The organism is Phreatobacter sp. AB_2022a (assembly GCF_026847585.1).
GTDB lineage: Bacteria > Pseudomonadota > Alphaproteobacteria > Rhizobiales > Phreatobacteraceae > Phreatobacter.
This window is the reverse complement of record NZ_JAPSET010000064.1, coordinates 1-20,193: the sequence shown is the minus strand read 5'-3', so window position 1 is coordinate 20,193 and position 20,193 is coordinate 1. Positions and strand designations below refer to the sequence as shown.

General features: G+C 69.4%; 18 protein-coding genes. 14 read left to right on the top strand and 4 right to left on the bottom strand.

The genetic code is table 11. The annotated features are described in order from the left end of the window. Window positions 1-249 precede the first annotated feature (249 nt). The 4 genes from ggt to OZ671_RS28965 all read left to right on the top strand — a co-directional run bounded on the left by ggt (window position 250) and on the right by OZ671_RS28965 (window position 5,097). Window positions 250-1,872, top strand: a complete 1,623-nt coding sequence (gene ggt, locus OZ671_RS28980) for a gamma-glutamyltransferase (RefSeq protein ID WP_268863931.1) — start codon at window positions 250-252, stop codon at window positions 1,870-1,872. Between the two features lie 123 nt (window positions 1,873-1,995). After that, window positions 1,996-2,766, top strand: a complete 771-nt coding sequence (locus OZ671_RS28975; RefSeq protein WP_268863930.1) for a 3-ketoacyl-ACP reductase — start codon at window positions 1,996-1,998, stop codon at window positions 2,764-2,766. Window positions 2,767-2,778: 12 nt separating this feature from the next. Then, complete coding sequence (locus OZ671_RS28970) at window positions 2,779-3,270, top strand: MaoC family dehydratase (protein WP_038301616.1); 492 nt, start codon at window positions 2,779-2,781, stop codon at window positions 3,268-3,270. Window positions 3,271-3,471: 201 nt separating this feature from the next. Beyond that, entirely contained in the window at window positions 3,472-5,097 is a 1,626-nt protein-coding gene (locus OZ671_RS28965) for an ABC transporter substrate-binding protein (protein ID WP_268863929.1), read from the top strand. A 39-nt stretch (window positions 5,098-5,136) separates the two neighbouring features. Here OZ671_RS28965 and OZ671_RS28960 read toward each other — a convergent pair whose 3' ends face one another. Next, on the bottom strand, window positions 5,137-6,234 hold the full coding sequence (locus OZ671_RS28960; protein ID WP_038301613.1) for a helix-turn-helix transcriptional regulator: 1,098 nt from the start codon (window positions 6,232-6,234) through the stop codon (window positions 5,137-5,139). A 400-nt stretch (window positions 6,235-6,634) separates the two neighbouring features. Between OZ671_RS28960 and OZ671_RS28955 the strand changes: the two genes are divergently transcribed. Further along, window positions 6,635-7,246 (top strand): LysE family translocator, encoded by a 612-nt coding sequence (locus OZ671_RS28955; RefSeq protein ID WP_038301612.1) that lies wholly within the window; start codon window positions 6,635-6,637, stop codon window positions 7,244-7,246. A 22-nt stretch (window positions 7,247-7,268) separates the two neighbouring features. Here the strand turns inward: OZ671_RS28955 and OZ671_RS28950 are convergent, their stop codons facing one another. After that, window positions 7,269-8,273 (bottom strand): NAD(P)-dependent oxidoreductase, encoded by a 1,005-nt coding sequence (locus tag OZ671_RS28950; protein WP_268863928.1) that lies wholly within the window; start codon window positions 8,271-8,273, stop codon window positions 7,269-7,271. A 36-nt stretch (window positions 8,274-8,309) separates the two neighbouring features. Further along, window positions 8,310-9,077: an enoyl-CoA hydratase/isomerase family protein gene (locus tag OZ671_RS28945; protein ID WP_038301610.1), complete on the bottom strand. Its 768-nt coding sequence runs from the start codon at window positions 9,075-9,077 to the stop codon at window positions 8,310-8,312. Between the two features lie 103 nt (window positions 9,078-9,180). Here OZ671_RS28945 and OZ671_RS28940 point away from each other — a divergent pair, with 103 nt between their 5' ends. The 8 genes from OZ671_RS28940 to OZ671_RS28905 all read left to right on the top strand — a co-directional run bounded on the left by OZ671_RS28940 (window position 9,181) and on the right by OZ671_RS28905 (window position 18,544). Then, window positions 9,181-10,185 (top strand): LacI family DNA-binding transcriptional regulator, encoded by a 1,005-nt coding sequence (locus OZ671_RS28940; RefSeq protein ID WP_268863927.1) that lies wholly within the window; start codon window positions 9,181-9,183, stop codon window positions 10,183-10,185. 290 nt (window positions 10,186-10,475) lie between these two features. Beyond that, window positions 10,476-11,486, top strand: a complete 1,011-nt coding sequence (locus OZ671_RS28935; protein ID WP_268863926.1) for an ABC transporter permease — start codon at window positions 10,476-10,478, stop codon at window positions 11,484-11,486. Further along, the gene (locus OZ671_RS28930; protein ID WP_268863925.1) at window positions 11,483-12,388 is read left to right on the top strand and encodes an ABC transporter permease; all 906 of its coding nucleotides are present in this window, start codon (window positions 11,483-11,485) and stop codon (window positions 12,386-12,388) included. The genes OZ671_RS28935 and OZ671_RS28930 overlap by 4 nt, the downstream gene beginning before the upstream one ends. Window positions 12,389-12,396: 8 nt before the next feature. Further along, window positions 12,397-14,460, top strand: a complete 2,064-nt coding sequence (locus OZ671_RS28925; RefSeq protein ID WP_268863924.1) for an ABC transporter ATP-binding protein — start codon at window positions 12,397-12,399, stop codon at window positions 14,458-14,460. Between the two features lie 18 nt (window positions 14,461-14,478). Next, on the top strand, window positions 14,479-16,095 hold the full coding sequence (locus OZ671_RS28920; RefSeq protein ID WP_268863923.1) for an acyl CoA:acetate/3-ketoacid CoA transferase: 1,617 nt from the start codon (window positions 14,479-14,481) through the stop codon (window positions 16,093-16,095). Next, on the top strand, window positions 16,092-16,931 hold the full coding sequence (locus OZ671_RS28915; protein WP_268863922.1) for a shikimate dehydrogenase family protein: 840 nt from the start codon (window positions 16,092-16,094) through the stop codon (window positions 16,929-16,931). The genes OZ671_RS28920 and OZ671_RS28915 overlap by 4 nt, the downstream gene beginning before the upstream one ends. Continuing rightward, the gene (locus tag OZ671_RS28910; RefSeq protein ID WP_268863921.1) at window positions 16,928-17,368 is read left to right on the top strand and encodes a MaoC family dehydratase; all 441 of its coding nucleotides are present in this window, start codon (window positions 16,928-16,930) and stop codon (window positions 17,366-17,368) included. Before OZ671_RS28915 ends, OZ671_RS28910 begins: the two co-directional genes overlap by 4 nt. 30 nt (window positions 17,369-17,398) lie before the next feature. Beyond that, window positions 17,399-18,544, top strand: coding sequence for an acyl-CoA dehydrogenase family protein (locus OZ671_RS28905; protein WP_268863920.1), 1,146 nt, complete (start codon window positions 17,399-17,401; stop codon window positions 18,542-18,544). A 275-nt stretch (window positions 18,545-18,819) separates the two neighbouring features. On the opposite strand, the gene OZ671_RS28900 is transcribed toward OZ671_RS28905, so the two are convergent. After that, window positions 18,820-19,707, bottom strand: a complete 888-nt coding sequence (locus OZ671_RS28900; protein WP_268863919.1) for an OmpA family protein — start codon at window positions 19,705-19,707, stop codon at window positions 18,820-18,822. Between OZ671_RS28900 and OZ671_RS28895 the strand changes: the two genes are divergently transcribed. Continuing rightward, window positions 19,645-20,193 (top strand): hypothetical protein (locus OZ671_RS28895; protein WP_268863918.1); only part of this gene is annotated, 549 nt, incomplete at its 3' end. The genes OZ671_RS28900 and OZ671_RS28895 overlap by 63 nt on opposite strands.

Sequence of the window (20,193 nt, the reverse complement as noted above, 5' to 3'; positions counted from 1 at the left end):
GGGAAAGGCGCAACCAAAAATGCAGAAAGGCGCAACCCAATCCCGATCCAAGGTTACCCCGACGGCACGGGCAGTCAGGCCGCGCGCTCCCGCCGGTCTCGTCTGCCGCCGCTGCCGTTGTCGCGGCAGGCGGTTCCTGCCAAGCTCGCGAAGGCGATGGTCGGGCCCCGGCAGGACAGGCGGCGCCACTGCCGCGGGCCACATGCAGCGCCGGCGCTGACCACGCCGGCCGTCCGTTCGGAGGCCATGATGGCACATGACAATGCGATGGTGGTGGCGGCCCAGCCCGAGGCGGCCGAAGCGGGCGCGGTCATGCTGATGCGCGGCGGCACTGCGGTCGACGCCGCCGTCGCCGCAGCCCTGGTCCAGACCGTCGTCGACCCACTCATGTGCGGCATAGCCGGCTTCGGCAGCATGGGCCTCTTCCTGCCCGGCATCCGCCACGACTATATCGACTTCCACGCACCGGCCCCGCTGAAGGCCACGCCCACCATGTGGCAGGACCTCATCGAGGGCGAGACGCGCGACGGCTTCGGCTTCATCCTGAAGGGCGCCGTCAACGATGTCGGCTACGGCTCGATCGCCGTGCCGGCGACACTGAAGGCGCTCGACCTTGCCCATCGCAGCCACGGCAGGCTGCCCTGGGCCGAGGTGCTCGAGCCTGCGATCCGCTTCGCCGAGGAGGGCTGGCTGGTGCGGCCCGCCGTCGCCTCGTTCTGGAGCGACGAGGGCAGCATGGGCCGCGCGTCGAACCAGGAGCGGGTCCATTTCACCGCCGCCGGGCGAGCCCTCTACCAGCGCCCCGACGGCTCGCCGAAACGGCTCGGCGAACTGATCCGCAACCCCGACTACGGCCGCGTGCTCCGCCGCATCGCCGAGGCCGGCTCCGAGGATTTCTATACCGGCGAGATCGGCCGGCGCATCGCGGCCGACATGCGGGCACATGACGCGCTGCTCTCCGCCGAGGACCTGGCGGCCTTCGCGCCCAGCCGGCAGCCGCCGCTCGAAGGCACCTATCGCGGCCGGCGGATCTCCAGCAACCAGCCGCCCGGCGGCGGCATCATGCTGATCCAGATGCTCAACATCCTGGAGAATTTCGACCTGAAGGCACTCGGCCACAATTCCCCGGACTATATCCGCACCGTCTGCGAGGCGATGAAGCGCTCGACCGTCGACAAGGACCGCCATGTCGGCGACCCCCGCTTCGTCGAGATCCCGGTCGAGCGGATCATCTCGAAACGCGACGCCCGCGAGGCGGCGGCCGAGATCAGGGCCGGGGTGAAGGCCCATGTCACGCGCTACCAGGCCTCGGGCGTGCCGAAGGACACGACTCATGTCGGCGTGATCGATCCGCAGGGCAACTGCGTGACGCTCACCCATTCGCTCGGCATGCCCTCGGGGGTCATCACCGAGGGACTGGGCTTCATGTACAACGGCTGCATGGGCGTGTTCGACCCGCGGCCGGGCCGCGCCGGCAGCATCGCGCCCGGCAAGAGCCGGTTCAGCGCGATGTGCCCGACCATCGTCTTCAATGAGGGCAAGGTCGAGCTCGTCATCGGCGCGCCCGGCGGCACGCAGATCGTCATGGGCGTGCTGCAGGCGATCCTGAACGTCGTCGATTTCGGCATGACCATGGCCGAGGCGGTCAGCGCGCCGCGCTTCTCCGCCACCAGCAATGCGATCGACGTCACCAACCGCATTCCGCGCTGGACCACCGATGCTCTCGAAGCCATGGGCTACGAGGTGATCCGCAACCCGATGAGCCACTATTTCGGTGTCGTCCATGGCATCCGCGTGACGCCGGACGGCCGGCTCGAAGGCGGCGCCGACCCCGGCCGCGACGGCGTCGCCTACGGCATCCGGGTCGGCTGACCACCCATCCCGCCCCTCGGCCGATCAACGAAGCCTCTTGACATCATCGCAATTTAGATCGTTCTAAATTGCGATAAACCAATGTCGGGCGACACGGGTCGGACCAAGGACAGGGAGAACACCATGCGCAACGATGCCCCGGTCGCCTTCGTGACCGGAGCCGGCCGGGGTATCGGCCGGGCCATCGCCCGCTCGCTCGCGGCCAAGGGCTTCCGCCTCGTCGCAAACGACCTTGCAAGCTCGCCCGACCTCGATGCGACGGTGGCGGATCTGCGCCGGGACGGCGCGGACGTCGCCGCGGTGCCCGGGGATATCGCCGACCTTGCGGACCACGGCCGGCTGGTCGACGCCGCCTGGACCGCCTTCGGCCGGATCGACTGCCTCGTCAACAACGCCGGCATTTCGGTGAAGACGCGCGGTGACATCTTCGACGTCTCGCCCGAGAGTTTCGACCGGCTGATCGGCACCAATCTGCGCGGCCCGTTCTTCCTGACCCAGACGGTCGCACGGCGCATGGTCGACACGTCGAGCCCCGCCTTCCGCAGCCTCATCACCATCTCCTCGATGAATGCCGAGGCCGCCTCCCCGGACCGTGCCGAATATTGCATCTCCAAGATCGGGCTCAGCATGATGAGCCGTGTCTACGCGCTGCGTCTCGCCGCCGAAGGCATCCATGCCTACGAGATACGGCCCGGCGTCATCCGCACCGACATGACCGCGGTCGCGCGCGAGCGCTACGATCGCATGTTCGCCGAAGGTTTTGCGCCGATCGCGCGCTGGGGCGAGCCGGACGACGTCGGCGCCGCCGTTGCGGCCCTGGCGAGCGGCGCCCTCGCCTATACGACCGGCGAGGTGATCCATGTCGACGGCGGCCTGTCGGTCGCCAAGCTCTGAAGGAACCTATCCGTGACGGAGCACACCACCGACGGCGGACGCCTGCTTGCGCCGGGCGAATACTGGTTCGAGGATCTGGCCGTGGGCGATCATTATCGCACCGGGCACATCGTTATCACCGATGCCCACATCGTCGGCTTCGCCGGCCTGTCGGGGGATTTCTTCGACCTGCACATGGACGATGAATTCGCCCGCGCCCAGGGATTCGAAGGCCGGGTCGCCCACGGCCTTCTCGGCCTGGCCCTCGCCGACGGCCTGAAGAACCGCTCCTCCGTGCGCATCATGGCGGTCGCCTCCATGGGCTGGAACTGGAACTTCAAGGGCCCGATCCTCGCCGGCGACCGGATCGGCGTCGAGGTGCGCGTCAAGGCGCTGAGGCTCACCTCGAAAGGCGGACGCGGGCTGACGACGCTGCATTTCTCCGTCACCAACCAGCACGGCGCCGTGGTTCAGGACGGCGAGACGGGCCTGCTCACCAGGCTGCGGCCCAAACCCGACGCATGAGGCATGCAGACCGGCGCCGGCGGCGCCGGCCGCTGCGGATTGACGGCACCGGCCGCCCGACGCACAGTTCGCAGCCGGCGCGGAACGCCACGAGACGGGAGTTGCCTGCGTCGGAATTAGATCGATCCAAAAATGACACCGGGCGCGAACCCGGCGGGCGCACCAGCGGTGCGCGTCAACCAGGGACCAGGGAGAAACGACATGGCTTTCGACAAGGGGTGGATCTCGCGGCGCGCGCTGACCAAGCTCATCGGCCTCGGCGGCGCGGCGATCGCGGCGGGCCTGCCCGAACGCGTCTACGCCCAGGCCCGGCGCAACACGCTGGTGATCGGCATCGACATCTCCGACACGATCACGCTCGATCCGGCACGCCAGGCCCAATATACGCCGCCGATGACGCTGTTCGCGGCCTACGACATGCTCGTCACCATGACCCCGGGCGACTACATCACCATCCGTCCGGCGCTCGCCACCAAATGGGAGCGCACCCCTGACGGCAGGGGCTGGCGCTTCACCCTGCGCGACAACGTCAAGTTCGCCAGCGGCAATCCGATGACCGCCGAGGACGTCAAATGGTCGATGGACCGCGTCCTCCATCTCGGCGACCAGACCGCGCAATATATCTCGCATGTCGAGCGCACCGAGATCGTCGATGCCAGGACGGTCGACATCATCCTGAAGGATCCGACCCAGCCGCTCCTGACCATCATCGCCGCGCCCGGCTTCGTCATCTACGACCGCAAGCTGGTCGAGCAGCATGGCGGCGATGCCAGCCGCGACGCCAAGACCAAGGACAAGGCGACCACCTGGCTCAACGAGAATTCGGCTGGAACCGGCGCCTACCGGCTGACGCGCTGGGAACGCAACGCCCAGATCCAGTTCGTCCGCAACGAGCATTCCTGGCGCGGCAAGCCGCCGTTCGAGCGCGTCATCATCCGCCATATCGGCGACAGCGCCGCCCAGCTCCTGTCGATCCGCCGCGGCGACATCGACATCGCCTTCAACCTGATCCCCGAGCAGGTCGCAACGCTCAAGTCGGAACCGAATGTCCGGCTGGAGGCGCTGACCAGCCTCGACTTCGTCTACATGGCGGTGACCCAGGAGGCCGAATACAACAAGGCGCTGGCCCAGAAGGCGGCCCGCCAGGCCATCGGCCATGCCATCGACTATGACGGCATCATCAAGAACCTGCTCGGCGGCGCCGCCATCCGGCCCGCCCATTTCCTGCCCATCGGCGTTTCCGGCTCCACCGAGGAGATCGCCCGCCAGGTCGGTTTCCGCCAGGATCTCGACAAGGCCCGCCAGCTCCTGCAGGGCGCCGGCCTCGCCGATGGCTTCGAATTCGAGATCGCCTATGGCAATGCCGCGATCGCGGGCATCACCTATCAGACGCTCGCCCAGAAGCTGCAGGCCGACCTTGCCCGGGTGAACATCCGCGCCAAGCTCAACCCGATGGACCAGGTCAATCTGCGCACCACCTATACCGGCAACAAGGCGCAGGGCGGCCTGCTCACTTTCTGGAACCCGCCAGCCGTGGAAAACCTGCTCTGGGCTGCGGCGACCGTCGAGCGCGTGGCCAGGCGCGTCCATTGGGAGGTGCCGCCCGAGGTCACCAAGCTGGTGCGCGACGCGGCGGCCGAAACCGACGCGAAGAAGCAGGCCGACCTCTGGGTCGAGTACCAGAGGCGCCTGGTCGACCAGGCCAATCTCATCCTGTTGTTCCAGCCGGTCTACCAGATCGCCGCGCGCAACACGCTGAGCAAGCTGCCGCTGACCGCGGCCGGCTGGATGCTCGACATGCACGACGTCAAGCCGGTCTCGTCCTGATCCGGGCGGCCAGCCTCGGCGCGGCGGCGCCGGGGCGCGTCACCGCAGCGGCTGCGCGCTTTTCAGCAGCGCCACGAGCTGGCTCTGCTGGCGCACGCCGGTCTTGACGAAGATCCGCTCGAGATAGGACCGGGCCGTCGAAAAGGCGATGCCGCAGGCCGCCGCCGCGCTCTTCAGCGAGGTGCCGTGGGCAAGCTGCGTCGCAAGACGCACCTCGGAGGGCGTGAGGTCGAACAGCCCGGTCAGGACGGAGGCCGAAGGCACGAGGTTGCTGGTATTGACGGTCGTCAGGGCGACCAGCACCTCGCCCTGGGCAAAGACGTCCTGCACCGCCCCGCGCAGCGGCAGGACATGCGCCACCATGGCCGGCATGTCGTCGACGGCAGGGATCGGGATGGACGCGACCGCAGGGCCGCCGCGCGCGGCGAGCCGCGCGACCGCGTCCTGCAGCAGCCGGTTGGCCGAGGGATGCGCAAGGGCGACGCCGCCGAAGGCCGTCGACAGCAGCGTCCCGGCGACGTCGCCGACCAGGCTGTTGGCGGCGATCGCCCGTCCGCGCGCCGTCAGCACCACGGCCGGCAGACCGAGCGCTTCGAGCGTCGCGACCGCCACGCGCGCATGTTCGAGACCGAGCCGCGCCGCGATGAAGGCGGCCCGGGCGAGATGTGGATGAAAGCCGTCGAGACGCGTCGCCGCGCCGTCCGGATAGGGCCCGTCCTCCTGGCGCCGATTGAGCGTCATCACGGCGAGCTCGCCGCTCGGCATGGGAATGATGGTGCCGAGCATGGCGCCGAATCCGCGCGCCAGATTGGCCCGCAGCACCCTCTCCTCGGCGATGAGCTCGCGCGGATAATAGTCATCCCCCAGGACGAAGCCGGTGAAGGGGTTGGCCTGGAAATAGCTGATCAGCCGGCTTTCTTTCCAGCCGTCGGCCGCGATGAACTCCTCGATGCTGCGCGTGAGCGTCTCGCCAGCCTTGAAACGGATCGGCTTGCGATCCGCATAGAGCATCAAGGCCGCTTCGTTCGGCGCGCCGCCGCCGGGATCGGCAATCTCGGCAAGCTGGTCGAGCACCGGGAGCCACCGGTCCGGCTGGAAGGCGGCCTCATAGATGTCGTCAACGACCTGATGTTCCATCGCCGCCTCCCGTATGTCCCTGTGCCGGCGAACGCACATCGCCCAAGGCAACAGGTCAGCACCAAGTCCGTGCGGGACCGGCGGCGGCTGGCCCCTTCGAAACCACATCGCACCGATGTGTAACGCAACGTAACACGGCGCCCGGCTACGTATCAACCCGCATGCGGCCGCGCAGATGCGGAGTTTTCCGAAGCGCGATGACCGGCATCTGCCATTAGTGCGGTGGTTCGAAAACATCAGATCTTACGCGGGGGCATACGGCGTGGGGATTCAGATCGGTTCCGCTGGCGCGGGACGACACGGAGATCGCCATGCCGCATGGCTTTGCAGGCTCGCCCGCTCCCCGGTCTCTTGCGTCGACGCTCGGCGCAGGCGGCCGGCAGCCGTGAGCGAGGTGGCCATGTCCTCGCTTCTTGCCGGCGCCTTGCTGGGCCTTGCGGTCGCCGTGCCGATCGGACCGATGGGCCTCCTGTGCATCGAGCGCACGCTCGCCCTCGGCATCAAGGCCGGCCTTGCCACCGGGGCGGCCGCCTCAACCGTCCATTTCATCTATGGCACGGTGGCCGCAGGCGGCCTCGGCGCCCTCTCCAGGCAATGGCTGAGCGATCATTCGCGGCCCATTTCGGCAGTGCTCGCCATGGTCCTCTTCGCTCTCGCCATCCGCATCTATCGCCGCAAGGTACGCCCGGCCTGCGGCCCCGTCCCGACCGGCGGCACGCTCGCCAATCTCTATGCGTCGGCGGTCGCCTTCGGCTTCGTCAATCCCATGACCCTGGTTCTGTTCGTGGCGGCAGCGCCACTCCTTGCCGATGGCGGCGCGCCGGCCGGGAGCGGCGTGCTCGCCATCGGCATTTTTTTGGGGTCGCTCTCCTGGTGGCTGGTGCTGGTCTCCGGCGTGCATGTCCTGAAGCTCCAGGCTCCACCCATCGCGATCGCACTCAGCGGCAAGATCATCGCCGCGGCGCTGGCCGTCATGGCGTTGCGCAGCCTTCTGACGACCTTCGGGCCGTAGCAGGCAGGGGCGCAGGGCGGGGTCACGAGGGCGCGGCGAGCCGGGCGAGGCGCGTCGCCGCGGCGAGATTGACCGCGCCGGCGGGCGCTTCGCCGGCAAGCAGCGCCTTCACCTGCCCGACCGTGTCGAAGGCCTGGTGCTCGATCGCCGCCGGCGTCAAGCCGCCGGTATGCGGGGTGGCGATGACGTCGGAGCGCGCCGCCAGCGCGAGCGAGGGCATCTGGTCCGGCGCCCGGCCGACATCCATGGCCGCGCCGGCCAGCGCGCCGCCGTCGAGCGCCGCCGCGAGAGCTGCCTCATCGACCAGATTGCCGCGCGACAGGTTGACGAAGAAGGCCGTCGGCTTCATGCGGCCGAAAGCGGCGCTGTCCATCAGGTTCTCGGTTTCGTCGGTGGCCACCACCAGGCAGACGACGAAATCGGCCTCGGCCAGCAGCGTCTCGAACGATACCTGCTCGATCCCTTCCTCGGCGATCGTCTTGTGCGGATCGGCGGCAAGCACCCGCATGCCGAAGGCCCTGGCGAGCTGCGCCATATGCCGGCCGATCGCGCCGTAGCCGAGAATGCCGATGGTCGAACCTTTCAGCTGGCGCCCCATCTGCGCGACCGGCTGCGCCCCGGCGCGATAGCGGCCGACGGCCGCCGATACGCCACGGGCGAGATCGATCATCATGCCAAAGCCGAGCTCGGCGACGGAAGCCGCGAAGCCGGGTGTCGCGCGGGTCACCAGCACCCCCGCCTCGCTGGCTGCCGCGACGTCGATGTTGCGGATGTCGACGGCGCAGCGCAGGAAGGCGACGAGATCGGGCGCGGCGCGGAACAGCGCCGCCGAGCCGACCGTCATGCGATCGGAGACGATGATCGCCGCGCCCGCCGCCGCCCGGGCGAGCTCCTCGCCGTCGAGCACCCGGCCGGTCGGGTTGATCGCGACATCGGCCATGGCCTCGAGCGCGGCGACCGCGCGCGGTCCATAATAGTTGGCGAGCATGTCGGGCGTGTGGGTCAGGAAGACGCGCGTCCTCGGCATGTTGGATCCCCTCTTGGCGGCCGCTGGCAGGGTGGGTCACTGACGGAACGAGGCTTCGCGCTTTTCCTGGAAAGCGCGGATGCCCTCCATATGGTCGCCGGCGGCAAAGCACAGCGTGTTCATCTCGTTCTCGTAGCGCAGGCCGGCCGCGAGCGTCGACGCCATGGCCATCCGGACGGAGGCCTTCACGGCCTCGACCGCCACCGGACTGAAGCCGGCGAGCCGCGTGCAGAGCCGGCGCGCCTCCGCCTCCACCTGATCGTCGTCGACGAGATATTCGACGATGCCGAGACGATGGGCCTCGGCCGCCTCGATCGGGTCGCCGGTCAGCAGCAGCTTCATGGCCTGGCCATAGCCGACGAGCCGCGGCAGGAGCTGGGAGGCGCCGCCGCCGCCGACCCAGCCGCGCTGCACCTCGGGAAAGCCGAGGCGCGCACCGCGGCCCATCACCCTGATATCGGCCGACAGCGCCGTCTCCGCACCGCCGCCCAGCACCCAGCCGCGCAGCGCCGCCACCACGGGCTTGCGCATGTCGCGCACCGCGGTCGCATATTCCACGCGGTTGCGAAAGGCCCAGGCGCTGGAATAGCCCGCGAGCGCGTTGAGGTCGCTGCCTGCCGAAAAGGCCTTGCCGCCGGCCCCCCGGATCAGCACCGCGCGCACGTCCGCGTCGGCGTCAAGGGCGCGGCAGAGCTCCTGCAGGCGGGCGGCCATGGCCGGGGTCACGGCATTGAGCTTGGCCGGCCGGTTCAGCACGATTTCGGCGACGAAGCCGTCCCTGATCAGTACAACCTCATCTTCCATCGCTCATTCCTTTCCAATAAGGACAGATTTGGAACTGGTGTTCGAAGGGGGCGCGCGAGGGCGCATGACGGGGCAGCCGAAAGTCCCAACGAGACCGCAGCGCGTGACCCTGCACGACCTGGCGATCCATGCCGGCGTGTCGCGCGCGACCGTCTCGCTGGTGCTGCGCAAGAGCCCGCTGGTCGCCGAAGCGACGCGCCTCAAGGTGCTGCAGTCCTGCCAGGCGCTCGGCTACATCTACAATCGCGGCGCGGCCAATCTGCGCACGCGCCATACCCACACGATCGGCGTGGCGATCAACGAGATCACCAACCCCTATTTCACCGAGCTGACCGCTGCGATCCAGCGCTCGTTCCTCGACCTCGGCCGCACCGTCTTCATCGCCAATTCCGACGAGGACCCCGCACGCCAGGACCAGTTCATCGCCACCATGCGCGAATACAATGCCGACGGGCTGGCGATCTGCCCGGCCCAGGGCACCTCGCGCCAGTCGCTGCGCCGGCTGAAGGAGCTTGGCGTGCCCTGCGTGCTGATCTCGCGCGACATCGCCGGCTCCGGCCTCGACTATGCCGGCCATGCCAACGAGGCCGGCATGCGCATGGCGACCAGCCATCTGATCGAGCTCGGCCACCGCCGCATCGCCATGATCGGCGGCACCGACCTCGTCTCGACCGGCGCGGAACGGCGTGCCGGCTATCGCCGCGCGCTCGCCGATCACGGCATTCCGGTCGACCCGGCCCTGGTCGTGCCCGGGGTCGCCAGCCGCAGCTTCGGCGCCGAGACGGTCAAGGCGCTCGTCGCACTCGACGATCCGCCGACCGCGGCCGTCTGCTTCAACGACGTGCTCGCCTTCGGGGTGATGCTGGGCCTGCGCCAGATCGGCCGCGAGCCGGGGCGCGACTTCGCGGTGGTCGGCTATGACGACCTTGCCGAGGCGGCGCTGTGGACGCCGGCCCTGTCGACGGTCGAGATCGATTCCGTAGGCATCGGCCGCGCCGCGGCGCGGCTGCTGCTCGAGCGGATCGAGCATCCGGATGCGCCGCCGCGCCGTGTCGTGCTGCAGCCGAAGCTGATGCTCCGCGATTCCAGCGGGCCGCCGCGCCGCTGACCGCGGCGCGATGCCCGCGCGGCTGTCTCCGGCTTCGCTCCCCGCCGTCCCGGCCATCGTTCCTCTCGGCTGTTTCCCCGTCCGCGGCGGTTTTTTTTGGCGCGTGCCGCATCGTTGCCCTGTACACTACGTCGCGATTGACAGCCCGTCATCCAGAATTTAGAACGATCTAAATAACAAAAATCACCGGAGGAAACATGCTGGCCCGCCATCCGTGCGGCCTGATGGCTGCTGCTCCACCGCGCTTCCGCGCCCCACCCGCCTCGAGCCCCCCCGAGCGGGCCTGAGCGATGCTGCGCTTCATCGTCTCCCGCCTCGGCACGACCGCCATGATGGCGCTGCTGGCCACCCTGGTGATCTTCCTGATCGCCAATACCGTGCCCGGCGATCCCATCCTCGCCCAGCTCGGCGACGTCGCCGCCTCCAACAAGGAGTTCGTCGCCGAGTGGCGCGCCAAATGGGGCCTCGATCTGCCGCTGTGGCACCGCTACCTCCTGTTCCTGAAGGGGCTCGCCCAGGGCGATCTCGGCATTTCCATCGCCTCGCAGCGCCCCGTGCTCGAGGACATCGCCCAGTTCGCGCCCGCCACCATCGAGCTCGCCACCATCAGCTTCCTGCTCGCCCTCGGCATCGGCATTCCGCTCGGCATCATGGCGGCGGTCTGGCGCGACACCTGGATCGATCACGTCGCCCGCGTCGTCTCGCTGGTGGGCGTCTCCTCGCCCACGTTCTGGCTCGCCTTCATCATGCTGGCGATCTTCTACGGCGGACTGGAGATCGCGCCGGGCCCCGGCCGGCTGGACGCCATCGCCATGCCGCCGCCTTCCGTCACCGGCCTGATGCTGATCGACACCGTCATCGCCGGCGACTGGGAGACCTTCCGCGACGCCGCCGCCCATCTCGTCCTGCCCTCGATCGTCCTGGCCGCGGCGACGCTCGGCCTGATCACCCGCACGACCCGCGCCAGCATGCTGGAGAGCATCCAGCAGGACTATGTCCGCGTCGCCCGGGCCAAGGGCCTGAAGCGCTACACGGTCATTACCGGCCATGTCCTGCCGAACGCGCTGATCCCGGTCGTCACCCTCGGCGGCCTCGCCTATGCCAACCTGCTGACGGGCGCGGTCATGACCGAGACCGTGTTCTCCTGGCCGGGCCTCGGCCGCTACACCTTCCGCAGCGCGGCGACCCTCGACTTCCCGGCGATCATGGGCATCACCCTCATCGTCGCGCTGGTCTACCTGCTGATCAACCTGCTCATCGACATCAGCTACGCCCTGCTCGATCCGAGGGTGAACCGATGACCGGCGGACCGATGACCGGCGGACCGATGAGCGTCACCGCCGAAGCCGCCGCAGCCGCCGTCCGCCCGGTGCCGACCCGGGCGCAGCGCTGGCGCCGGCGCTACGGCCTTGCCGCCCTTGGCGCGGCCATCGTGCTCGCCTGGGTGCTGATCGCTCTCGTCGCGCCCTGGCTCACCCCCTACAAGCCCGACGCGGTCGACGTCACCAACCGGCTGCAGCCGCCGACCTGGCAGCACTGGCTCGGCACCGACGTGCTCGGCCGCGACGTTTTCACGCGGCTGCTCTATGGCGCCCGCATCTCGCTCACCACCGGCTTCGTCGTGGTGCTGGTCGGCGCCATCTTCGGCACGCTGGTCGGCGGCTTCGCCGCCTATGCGCGCGGCCGGATCGAGAGCGTGATCATGCGCCTCACCGACCTCGTCCTGTGTTTCCCGCCGATCATCCTGGCGCTCGCCATCGCCGCGGCGCTCGGCATCGGCACGGTCAACACCATCATCGCCATGCTGGTGGTGTGGTGGCCGAAATTCGCACGCCTCGCCCACAGCCTGGTGCTGGTGCAGCGCTCTCAGGAATATGTCGAGGCGGCCATGGTGGTCGGCCTCAGCCCGGCACGCATCCTGATCCGCCACATCATCCCGAACTCCATCGGGCCGCTGATCGTGCTGGTCACGCTCGACATCGGCAATGCCATCATCACCTTCGCCGGGCTCTCCTTCCTTGGCCTCGGCGTCGTGCCGCCGACCCCCGAATGGGGCTCGATGGTGGCCGAAGGCCGCGAGCTGGTGCAGCAATGGTGGGTGGCGGCCTTCCCGGGCCTTGCCATTCTTAGCATCGTGCTCGGCTTCAACTTCCTCGGCGACGGCGTGCGCGACTGGCTCGACCCGCGCGCGAGAAAACGGTGAGCGGCCCGATGAACATGAGCATCAAGCCGCCCGACGGGCTGACCGTCACCCCCGCCCTCGAGGTCCGCGACCTCAGGACCCAGTTCTTCACCGACGCCGGCGTGGTGCGCGCCGTCGACGGCGTCACCTTCACCGTCGCAGCCGGCGAGGCGCTGGGCATTGTCGGGGAATCCGGCTCCGGCAAGAGCGTCACGGCGCTTTCGCTGATGCGCCTTCTCGAGGAGCCGAGCCGCATCGTCGGCGGCGAGATCCTGTTCCAGGGCCGCGACGTTCTCAAGGCCTCGGAAGAGGAGCTGCGCACCCTGCGCGGCGACCGCATGGCCATGGTCTTCCAGGACCCGATGACCTCGCTCAATCCGGTCCTGAAGATCGCCAAGCAGCTCACCGAGACCATGGTCACCCATGGCCGCTATTCCGCCGGCGAGGCCGCAGCGCGCGCGGTCGGCCTGCTCGGGCGGATGGGCGTCAGCGCGCCCGAGCGCGCCGTCGACAGCTATCCGCACCAGTTTTCCGGCGGCATGCGTCAGCGCGTCATGCTGGCGCTCGGCATGAGCAACGAGCCGTCGCTGCTGATCGCCGACGAGCCAACCACCGCGCTCGACGTCACCATCCAGGCGCAGATCCTCGACCTGCTGCGGGAGCTCAACCGCGATTTCGGCACGGCCATCGTGCTGATCAGCCACGACCTCGGCGTCATCGCCCGGGTCTGCACGCGCACGCTCGTGATGTATGGCGGCGAAGTGGTCGAGGAAGGCCCGACCGAGGATCTCCTGAAGGATCCACGCCATCCCTATACTTGGGCGCTGATCAATGCCGTGCCGCGCATCGACGAGACGACGCGCGGCGATCGGCGGCTGACGACCATCGAAGGCCAGCCGCCCGACCCGCTGGCCATGCCGGAGGGCTGCCGCTTCGCGCCGCGCTGTCCGTTCAAGGTCGCACGCTGCGACGAGCATCCCGCGCTCGCCGAGGTCGCCCCCGGCCGCAAGGCGCGCTGCTGGGTGACGCAGGCCGGCACCGTGCTCACCCCGGCACGGCACACGGCGGCAGCCGCGGCCGCGCAGCCGGACCGCGGCCCACCCGCCGCGGCCGATCCGATCCTGAAGGTGCGCGGCCTCGTCAAGCATTTCGCCCTGCCGAAGACCGGCTTTTTCGAGCGTCCGCGCCATGTCCATGCCGTCGACGACGTCGATCTCGACGTGTTCCCCGGCGAGACCGTCGGGCTCGTCGGCGAATCCGGCTGCGGCAAGTCCACCCTGGCGCGGGTGGTCACCCGCATCCACCAGCCCGATGCCGGCGAAATCCGGTTCGACGGCGTCGACATCGCGCAGGCGAGCCAGGGCCAGATCCGGCCGCTGCGCCGGCGTATGCAGATGGTGTTCCAGGACCCCTATGCCTCGCTCAACCCGCGCATGAGCGTTGCCGACATCCTGGGCGAGCCGCTGCGCTTCCATGGCCTGACCGGCGGTCCGCGGGAGACGCGCGAGCGGATCCAGGAGCTGCTCGCCACCGTCGGTCTCGGCGCGCGCGCGGCCGACCGCTTCCCGCACGAATTCTCCGGCGGCCAGCGCCAGCGCATCTCGATCGCCCGGGCGCTGGCGGTGAGGCCGGATTTCATCGTCGCCGACGAGCCGATCTCGGCGCTCGACGTCAATATCCAGGCCCAGATCATCAACCTGATGCTCGACCTGCAGGAGCGCTTCGGGCTGACCTACCTGTTCATCGCCCACGATCTCGCCGTGGTCAGGCACATTTCCGACCGGGTCGTGGTGCTCTATCTCGGCAAGGTCATGGAGGTGGCGCCTGCCGACCAGCTGTTCGCGCGACCGCTTCACCCCTATAGCCGCTACCTCATTTCCGCCGTGCCGATCCCCGACGCCGCGGTGGAGCGCGGCCGCTCGCACCTGAAGCTCGCCGGCGAACCGCCGAGCGCCGTCGATCCGCCATCCGGCTGCCGCTTCCGCACCCGCTGCCCGCTCGCCAGGCCGATCTGCGCCAGCGAGCCGCCGCCGCTCGTGGAGCATGGCCCCCGCCATTTCGCCGCCTGCCATTTCGCGGGCGAGTTGTCCTGAGCATGAGAGGAGGTTGCCGTGCAACGCGTGAGCGCCGACGAGGCCGTCAAGCTGATCCGGTCGGGCGACACCATCGTCATTGGCGGCTCGGGCGGCGGCCATGCCGTGCCGGAGGCGCTGATGGCCGCGCTGGAGCGGCGCTTTCTCGCCGAGAGCCTGCCGCGCGACATCACCGCCGTCCATCCGGTCGGCCTCGGCGACGGCGCCGGCAAGGGGGCCGGCCACTTCGCCCATGAGGGGCTGCTGAAGCGCATCGTCTGCGGCACCTTCGTCAATTCACCCGGCATTTCCGACATGGCGCTGGCCGACAAGGTGGAGGGCTATACCCTGCCGCAGGGGGCGCTCTCGCAATTGATGCGCGAGATCGCCGCCGGGCGCCCGGGCCTCATCACCAAGACCGGCCTGCACACTTTCGTCGATCCTCGTCACGGCGGCGGCCGCCAGAGCCGCTCGGCGCCGGAAGGCGTGGTCGAACTCATCCAGTTCCGCGGCGAGGACCATCTTTTCTTCAAGCCCTTCCACATCGATGTCTGCTTCCTGCGCGGCACCACCGCCGACGAGGACGGCAACGTCACGATGGAACAGGAGGCGGTGTTCCTGGAAATGCTCTCGGAGGCCCAGGCGACCAAGCGCTGCGGCGGCCTCGTCATCGTCCAGGTCAAGCGCATGGCCAAGCGCGGCACGCTGTCGCCCAAGGCGGTCAAGATCCCGGGCATCCTGGTCGACCTCGTGGTGGTCGAGCCGGGCCAGTGGCAGACCTATCTGATGGAATACAGCCCGGCCTACGCCGGCGAGCTGCGCATGCCGCTCTCCGACATTCCCGTTCTGCCGCTCGACGCCCGCAAGGTCATCGCCCGCCGCGCGGCGCTCGAGCTCTTTCCCGGCGCGATCTGCAATCTCGGTTCGGGCATCTCGACGGGGATCGCCAATGTCGCGGCGGAGGAAGGCGTGCTCGACGCGGTCTGCCTGACCAACGAGCAGGGCCTGATCGGCGGCGCGCCCGCCTCCGGCGGCGATGCCGGAGCCGCGCGCAACTATGCCGCCATCGTCGACCAGCCCTATCAGTTCGACTTCTACGACGGCGGCGGGCTCGACCTCGCCTTCCTGTCCTTCGCCGAGGCCGACGCCGCCGGCAACGTCAATGTCAGCCGGTTCGGCAAGCGCATCGTCGGGCCGGGCGGCTTCATCAACATCAGCCAGAACGCGCGGGCGGTCGTGTTCAGCGCCACATTCACCGCCGGCAGCTCGGAGCTCGCCTTCCTCGACGGCGCGCTGAAGATCGTCGCCGACGGTCCCAAGGCGAAGCTCGTCGCGGCGGTCGAGCAGGTCACCTACAGCGGCCCCTATGGCGCCGAGCGCGGCCAGCGCGTGCTCTACGTCACCGAGCGCGCGGTGTTCCGCCTCGCTCCCGGCGGCGTCGAACTGATCGAGATCGCCCCCGGCATCGACCTGGAACGCGACGTCCTCGGCCGCATGGGCTTCCGCCCCGCCGTCTCGCCGAACCTGAAGCGCATGGATGAGCGCCTGTTCCGCCCGGAACCGATAGGGCTTGCCGCGCATCTTGCGGCGCGGCCAGGCCGGCGCCCGCCGGCCCATCTCGCCATCGGACAATCCTCGCAGGCAGCAGCATCATGACCGCTTCGAGCTCTCCCGAAACCGCCGGCCGCCAGGCCCTGATCGACGGCGCAACACGTCTCTTCGCCATCATCGGCGATCCGATCGCCCAGGTGAAATCGCCCGGCGTCTTCAATCCGCGGCTCGCCGCCGCCGGCCTCAACGCCGTGCAGGTTCCGGTCCATGTCCTGCCGGAGCGGTTCGACGCAACGGTGCGCGGCCTGATGGCCATGGCCAATCTCGACGGCTTCATGGTGACCGTGCCCTACAAGACGCGCGTCATCCCGCTGCTCGACGAGATCCTGCCGATGGCGGCGAAGGTCGGCGCGGTCAATGCCGCCCGGCGCGAACCGGACGGCCGCTGGGTCGGCGACATGTTCGACGGTCGCGGCCTCGTCCGCGGCCTGACCGAGCGCGGCATCCGATTGGGCGGCCGCCGCGTCCTGCTGCTCGGCGCCGGCGGCGGCGGCAGCGCCGTGGCGATCGCGCTCGCCGATGCCGGCGCCGCGGCACTGACCATCGTCGACGTCGATGGCGCCAAGGCAGCGGCGCTGGCCTCGCGGACGGCGGAGGCCTATCCGGGCTGCGCCGCGCGGTCCGGCGCGCCGGACCTTGCCGGCCACGACATGCTGGTCAATGCGACGCCCACCGGCATGGCCGCGGGCGACGGCCTGCCGGCCCCGCTCGATGGCCTCGGCGCCGACATGCTGGTCGTCGACATCGTCATGAAGCCGGAGGTGACGCCGCTGATGGCCCATGCCCGCGAGCGCGGCTGCACGGTGTTCGGCGGCCGCGTCATGCTGGACGGCCAGGCCGAGGAGGTCGCCCGCTTCCTGCGCATCGGAGCGGCCGGATGAACCCGACACGGCTTGACGTCGGCGAGACGGCCAGCTTCGCCAAGACCATCACCGAGGCCGATCTCGTGCTCTTCGCGGGATTGACCGGCGACTTCGATCCGATCCATGTCAACGAGGACTATGCCGCCAGGACCCCGTTCGGCCGGCGCATCGCCCATGGCGCGCTGGTCATGGGCCTCCTCTCCACAACCGCCTCCATGATGTCGCGCCGCTCGGCCGAGCGCGGTGCCGCCGGCACCTCCGTGTCGCTCGGCTATGACCGGATCCGCTTTCTCAAGCCCGTCTTCATCGGCGACACCCTGACCGCGCGCTACACGATCGAGGAGGTCGATATCACGGCCGGCCGCACCCGCTCGCGCGTGGAAGTGGTCAATCAGGCGGGCGAAACCTGCCTCGCCGGCACCCACATCATGAAATGGGTGGAAGCCGGTCGCTGACCGGCCCCGCCCCGTCCGAAAGACCGCCCGATGCCGCTCTCCGAGATCCACCAGGAAATCCGCCGCACTGCCCGCCGCTTCGCCGAGGAGGTGGTGCGTCCAGAGGCCGAGGCGCTCGACCGCGACGAGAGCTTCCCGCGCCACATCTACCGGCGCATGGGCGAGCTCGGCCTGTTCGGCATCACGACGCCCGCCGAGCTCGGCGGCGCCGGGCTCGACGCGCTGGCCTATGCGCTGGTCATGGAGGAACTGTCGCGTGGTTACGCTTCGGTCGCCGACCAATGCGGCCTTTACGAGCTGATCGCGACGCTGCTCTCCGTGCACGGCACGCCCGCGCAGCAGGCGCGCTGGCTCGGCCCCCTGCTCAGGGCCGAGTTCGCGCCCGCCTATTGCATCACCGAGGCCGAGGCCGGCACCGACGTCTCCGGGATCCGGACGACGGCGGAGCGCACAGCCGCCGGCTGGCGCCTCAACGGCTCCAAGCTCTGGATCCACAATGCCCCGGTCGCCGATGTCGGCTTCGTCCTGGCGCGCACCGACAAGGCCGCCGGCAAGCGCGGCATGAGCATCTTCATCGTCGAGCTCGACAGGCCCGGCGTCAGCCGCGGGCCGAAGGAACACAAGATGGGCCAGCGCGCCTCGCAGGTCGGCGGCCTTGCGTTCGATACGGTCGAGCTGCCTGCCGACGCCCTGCTCGGCGCCGAAGGGCGCGGCTTTCCCATCATGATGAGCGCGCTCGACAAGGGCCGCATCGGCATTGCCGCGCTCGCCGTGGGCATTGCCCAGGCCGGGCTCGAGGCCGCGCTCGACTATGCCCGTACCCGCCGGCAGTTCGGCCAGGCCATCGCCGACTTCCAGGGCCTGCAGTGGATGCTGGCCGACATGGCCAAGGAGATCACTGCCGCGCGCCTGATGGTGCACAACGCGGCGGAGGCTTTCGAGCGCGGCCGGTCGGCGACGATCTATTGTTCCATGGCCAAATGTTTCGCCGCCGACATGGCTGTGGCCCAGACCGCCAATGCGGTGCAGATCTTCGGCGGCAGCGGCTATATCAGGGGCTTCGAGGTCGAGCGGCTCTATCGCGACGCCAAGATCACCCAGATCTACGAGGGCACCAACCAGATCCAGCGCTCGATCATCGCGCGCGAACTGCTGGCGAACGGCGTGCCCGGCTGAGCGCCAGGGCGCGCCGCCTGGCGGCCACCATCATCTCCTGCGAGCGGCGCTCGCGAGCGAGCGTGCCGTGCATTCCGCTGGGGCGACGCCGGGACCCTGTTCCGGACGACCGTCGATGGCGACGGCGATCTCTCGGACGGCGGCCGCCGGCTGTTGACGAGTGCTTGCCGGTGCGAAAGACCCTGTCCAAGCCGATGGCCTTCGCGGCGGCGACAGGGGCCTGAAAACAGCGGCGGCGCCCGAAGGCGCCGCCACAAGGAGATCGGACCACCAGCCTATTGCGGCTGCGGCTGCGGCTGTTGCGGCTGCTGCTGGTCGGATTGCTGCAGCTGCTGCTGTTGCTGCGCCAGGAGGTCGGTGATGCGCCGGACGGTGACCCGCCGGTTCTCACGCGAGGCGCCCTGCGTCTGCACCTTCGGATACTGGCTGCCGTAGCCCTGCGAGGTCAGGTTCTCCGGCGGCACGTTGAAGTCGCGGGTCAGGATGGTTGCGACCGACTGCGCGCGGCGGTCGGACAGCGAGAGATTGTCGACATCCGAACCCACGGCGTCGGTGTGGCCTTCGATGAGGAAGACCTCGGCCGGATTGCGCTGCACTGCCTGATTGATCGCCTGGGCGACAGTCGCCAGCTGCTGCACCTGCCCTGGCGACACCGCCCACGATCCCGTATCGAAATTGATCGTGTTGATGTCGACGCTGCGCGTATAGGCCCGCACCGCCGGGCTGTAGCGCACCTCGTCCAGGGTATAGCGCCGGGGCAGCGGCGCCACCGGCGGCGCGGTGAGCGTCTCGTAGATGGTCCGCTCGTCGGCGACGCCGGTATCGACGATGTAGCGCTCCTGCGGGATGTCGAGCCGCGGCGGCGGCAGCTCGACCACCTGCTCGTCGAAGGACCGTGGCTGGCCGCCGTAATAGTTCTCGATCAGCACCACCTCGCGGCCGTCGGGATAGCGGCGGAAGCGCCGGCGGAGCTGGCCGTATTCGTCGGTCACGGTGACGACCTGGACACCGCCCGGCCGGTCATAGACCGAGTAGAACTCGCCGCCGCGGCGTTCGCTGCGGAAATTGCCGCCGAGGTCGCGGAACCGCTCGGTCTCGTCATGGCGCAGGAAATAGCCGTCGCCGTCGCGGACGATGGTGCGGCCGGGCTCCTGGATGACCATGACGCCGTCGCGGCTCTGCTCCCGGCGTTCCCGCCTGATATCGTCGATGCCGTTGTCGCGCGTGCCGCGGCCGACCAGGAAGCCGCCGACAAGCCCGGCCGCGCCGCCAATGGCCAGCGCGCCGGCCGGGCTGATGCGCGACCCGCTGGTCCGCGGCTGCTGATAGCCTCCCGGATAGCCGCCGTAACCCGGCTGCGGGGCGACATAGCCCGGCTGCCGCGGCTGGCCTTGCGTGAAGCCGGGTTGGCCGGGCTGACCTGGCTGGCCCGGACGTTGGCCGAAACCGGGCTGTCCAGGCTGGCCGGGCTGTTGCCCAAATCCGGGCTGGCCCGGCTGGCCGGGCGGCTGGCCGGCACCGGGACCGCCGGGCTGGCCCGGAGCCTGTTGACCGGGAACGGGCTGACCTGGAACCGGCTGGCCGGGCACACCCGGGCGCTGCTGCCCGGGAGCCTGGGGCTGGCCCGGCGCAGGCGGCTGGCCTGGAAC

Excerpts from the sequence above, each read along its gene's own strand:
- OZ671_RS28910 (WP_268863921.1), top strand. The coding sequence starts at position 16,928 with ATGAACCCGACACGGCTTGACGTCGGCGAGACGGCCAGCTTCGCCAAG.
- ggt (WP_268863931.1), top strand. The coding sequence starts at position 250 with ATGGCACATGACAATGCGATGGTGGTGGCGGCCCAGCCCGAGGCGGCC.
- OZ671_RS28935 (WP_268863926.1), top strand. The coding sequence starts at position 10,476 with ATGCTGCGCTTCATCGTCTCCCGCCTCGGCACGACCGCCATGATGGCG.
- OZ671_RS28975 (WP_268863930.1), top strand. The coding sequence starts at position 1,996 with ATGCGCAACGATGCCCCGGTCGCCTTCGTGACCGGAGCCGGCCGGGGT.
- OZ671_RS28950 (WP_268863928.1), bottom strand. The coding sequence starts at position 8,273 with ATGCCGAGGACGCGCGTCTTCCTGACCCACACGCCCGACATGCTCGCC.
- OZ671_RS28915 (WP_268863922.1), top strand. The coding sequence starts at position 16,092 with ATGACCGCTTCGAGCTCTCCCGAAACCGCCGGCCGCCAGGCCCTGATC.
- OZ671_RS28960 (WP_038301613.1), bottom strand. The coding sequence starts at position 6,234 with ATGGAACATCAGGTCGTTGACGACATCTATGAGGCCGCCTTCCAGCCG.
- OZ671_RS28905 (WP_268863920.1), top strand. The coding sequence starts at position 17,399 with ATGCCGCTCTCCGAGATCCACCAGGAAATCCGCCGCACTGCCCGCCGC.
- OZ671_RS28930 (WP_268863925.1), top strand. The coding sequence starts at position 11,483 with ATGACCGGCGGACCGATGACCGGCGGACCGATGAGCGTCACCGCCGAA.
- OZ671_RS28945 (WP_038301610.1), bottom strand. The coding sequence starts at position 9,077 with ATGGAAGATGAGGTTGTACTGATCAGGGACGGCTTCGTCGCCGAAATC.
- OZ671_RS28925 (WP_268863924.1), top strand. The coding sequence starts at position 12,397 with ATGAACATGAGCATCAAGCCGCCCGACGGGCTGACCGTCACCCCCGCC.
- OZ671_RS28955 (WP_038301612.1), top strand. The coding sequence starts at position 6,635 with ATGTCCTCGCTTCTTGCCGGCGCCTTGCTGGGCCTTGCGGTCGCCGTG.
- OZ671_RS28965 (WP_268863929.1), top strand. The coding sequence starts at position 3,472 with ATGGCTTTCGACAAGGGGTGGATCTCGCGGCGCGCGCTGACCAAGCTC.
- OZ671_RS28900 (WP_268863919.1), bottom strand. The coding sequence starts at position 19,707 with ATGGTCATCCAGGAGCCCGGCCGCACCATCGTCCGCGACGGCGACGGC.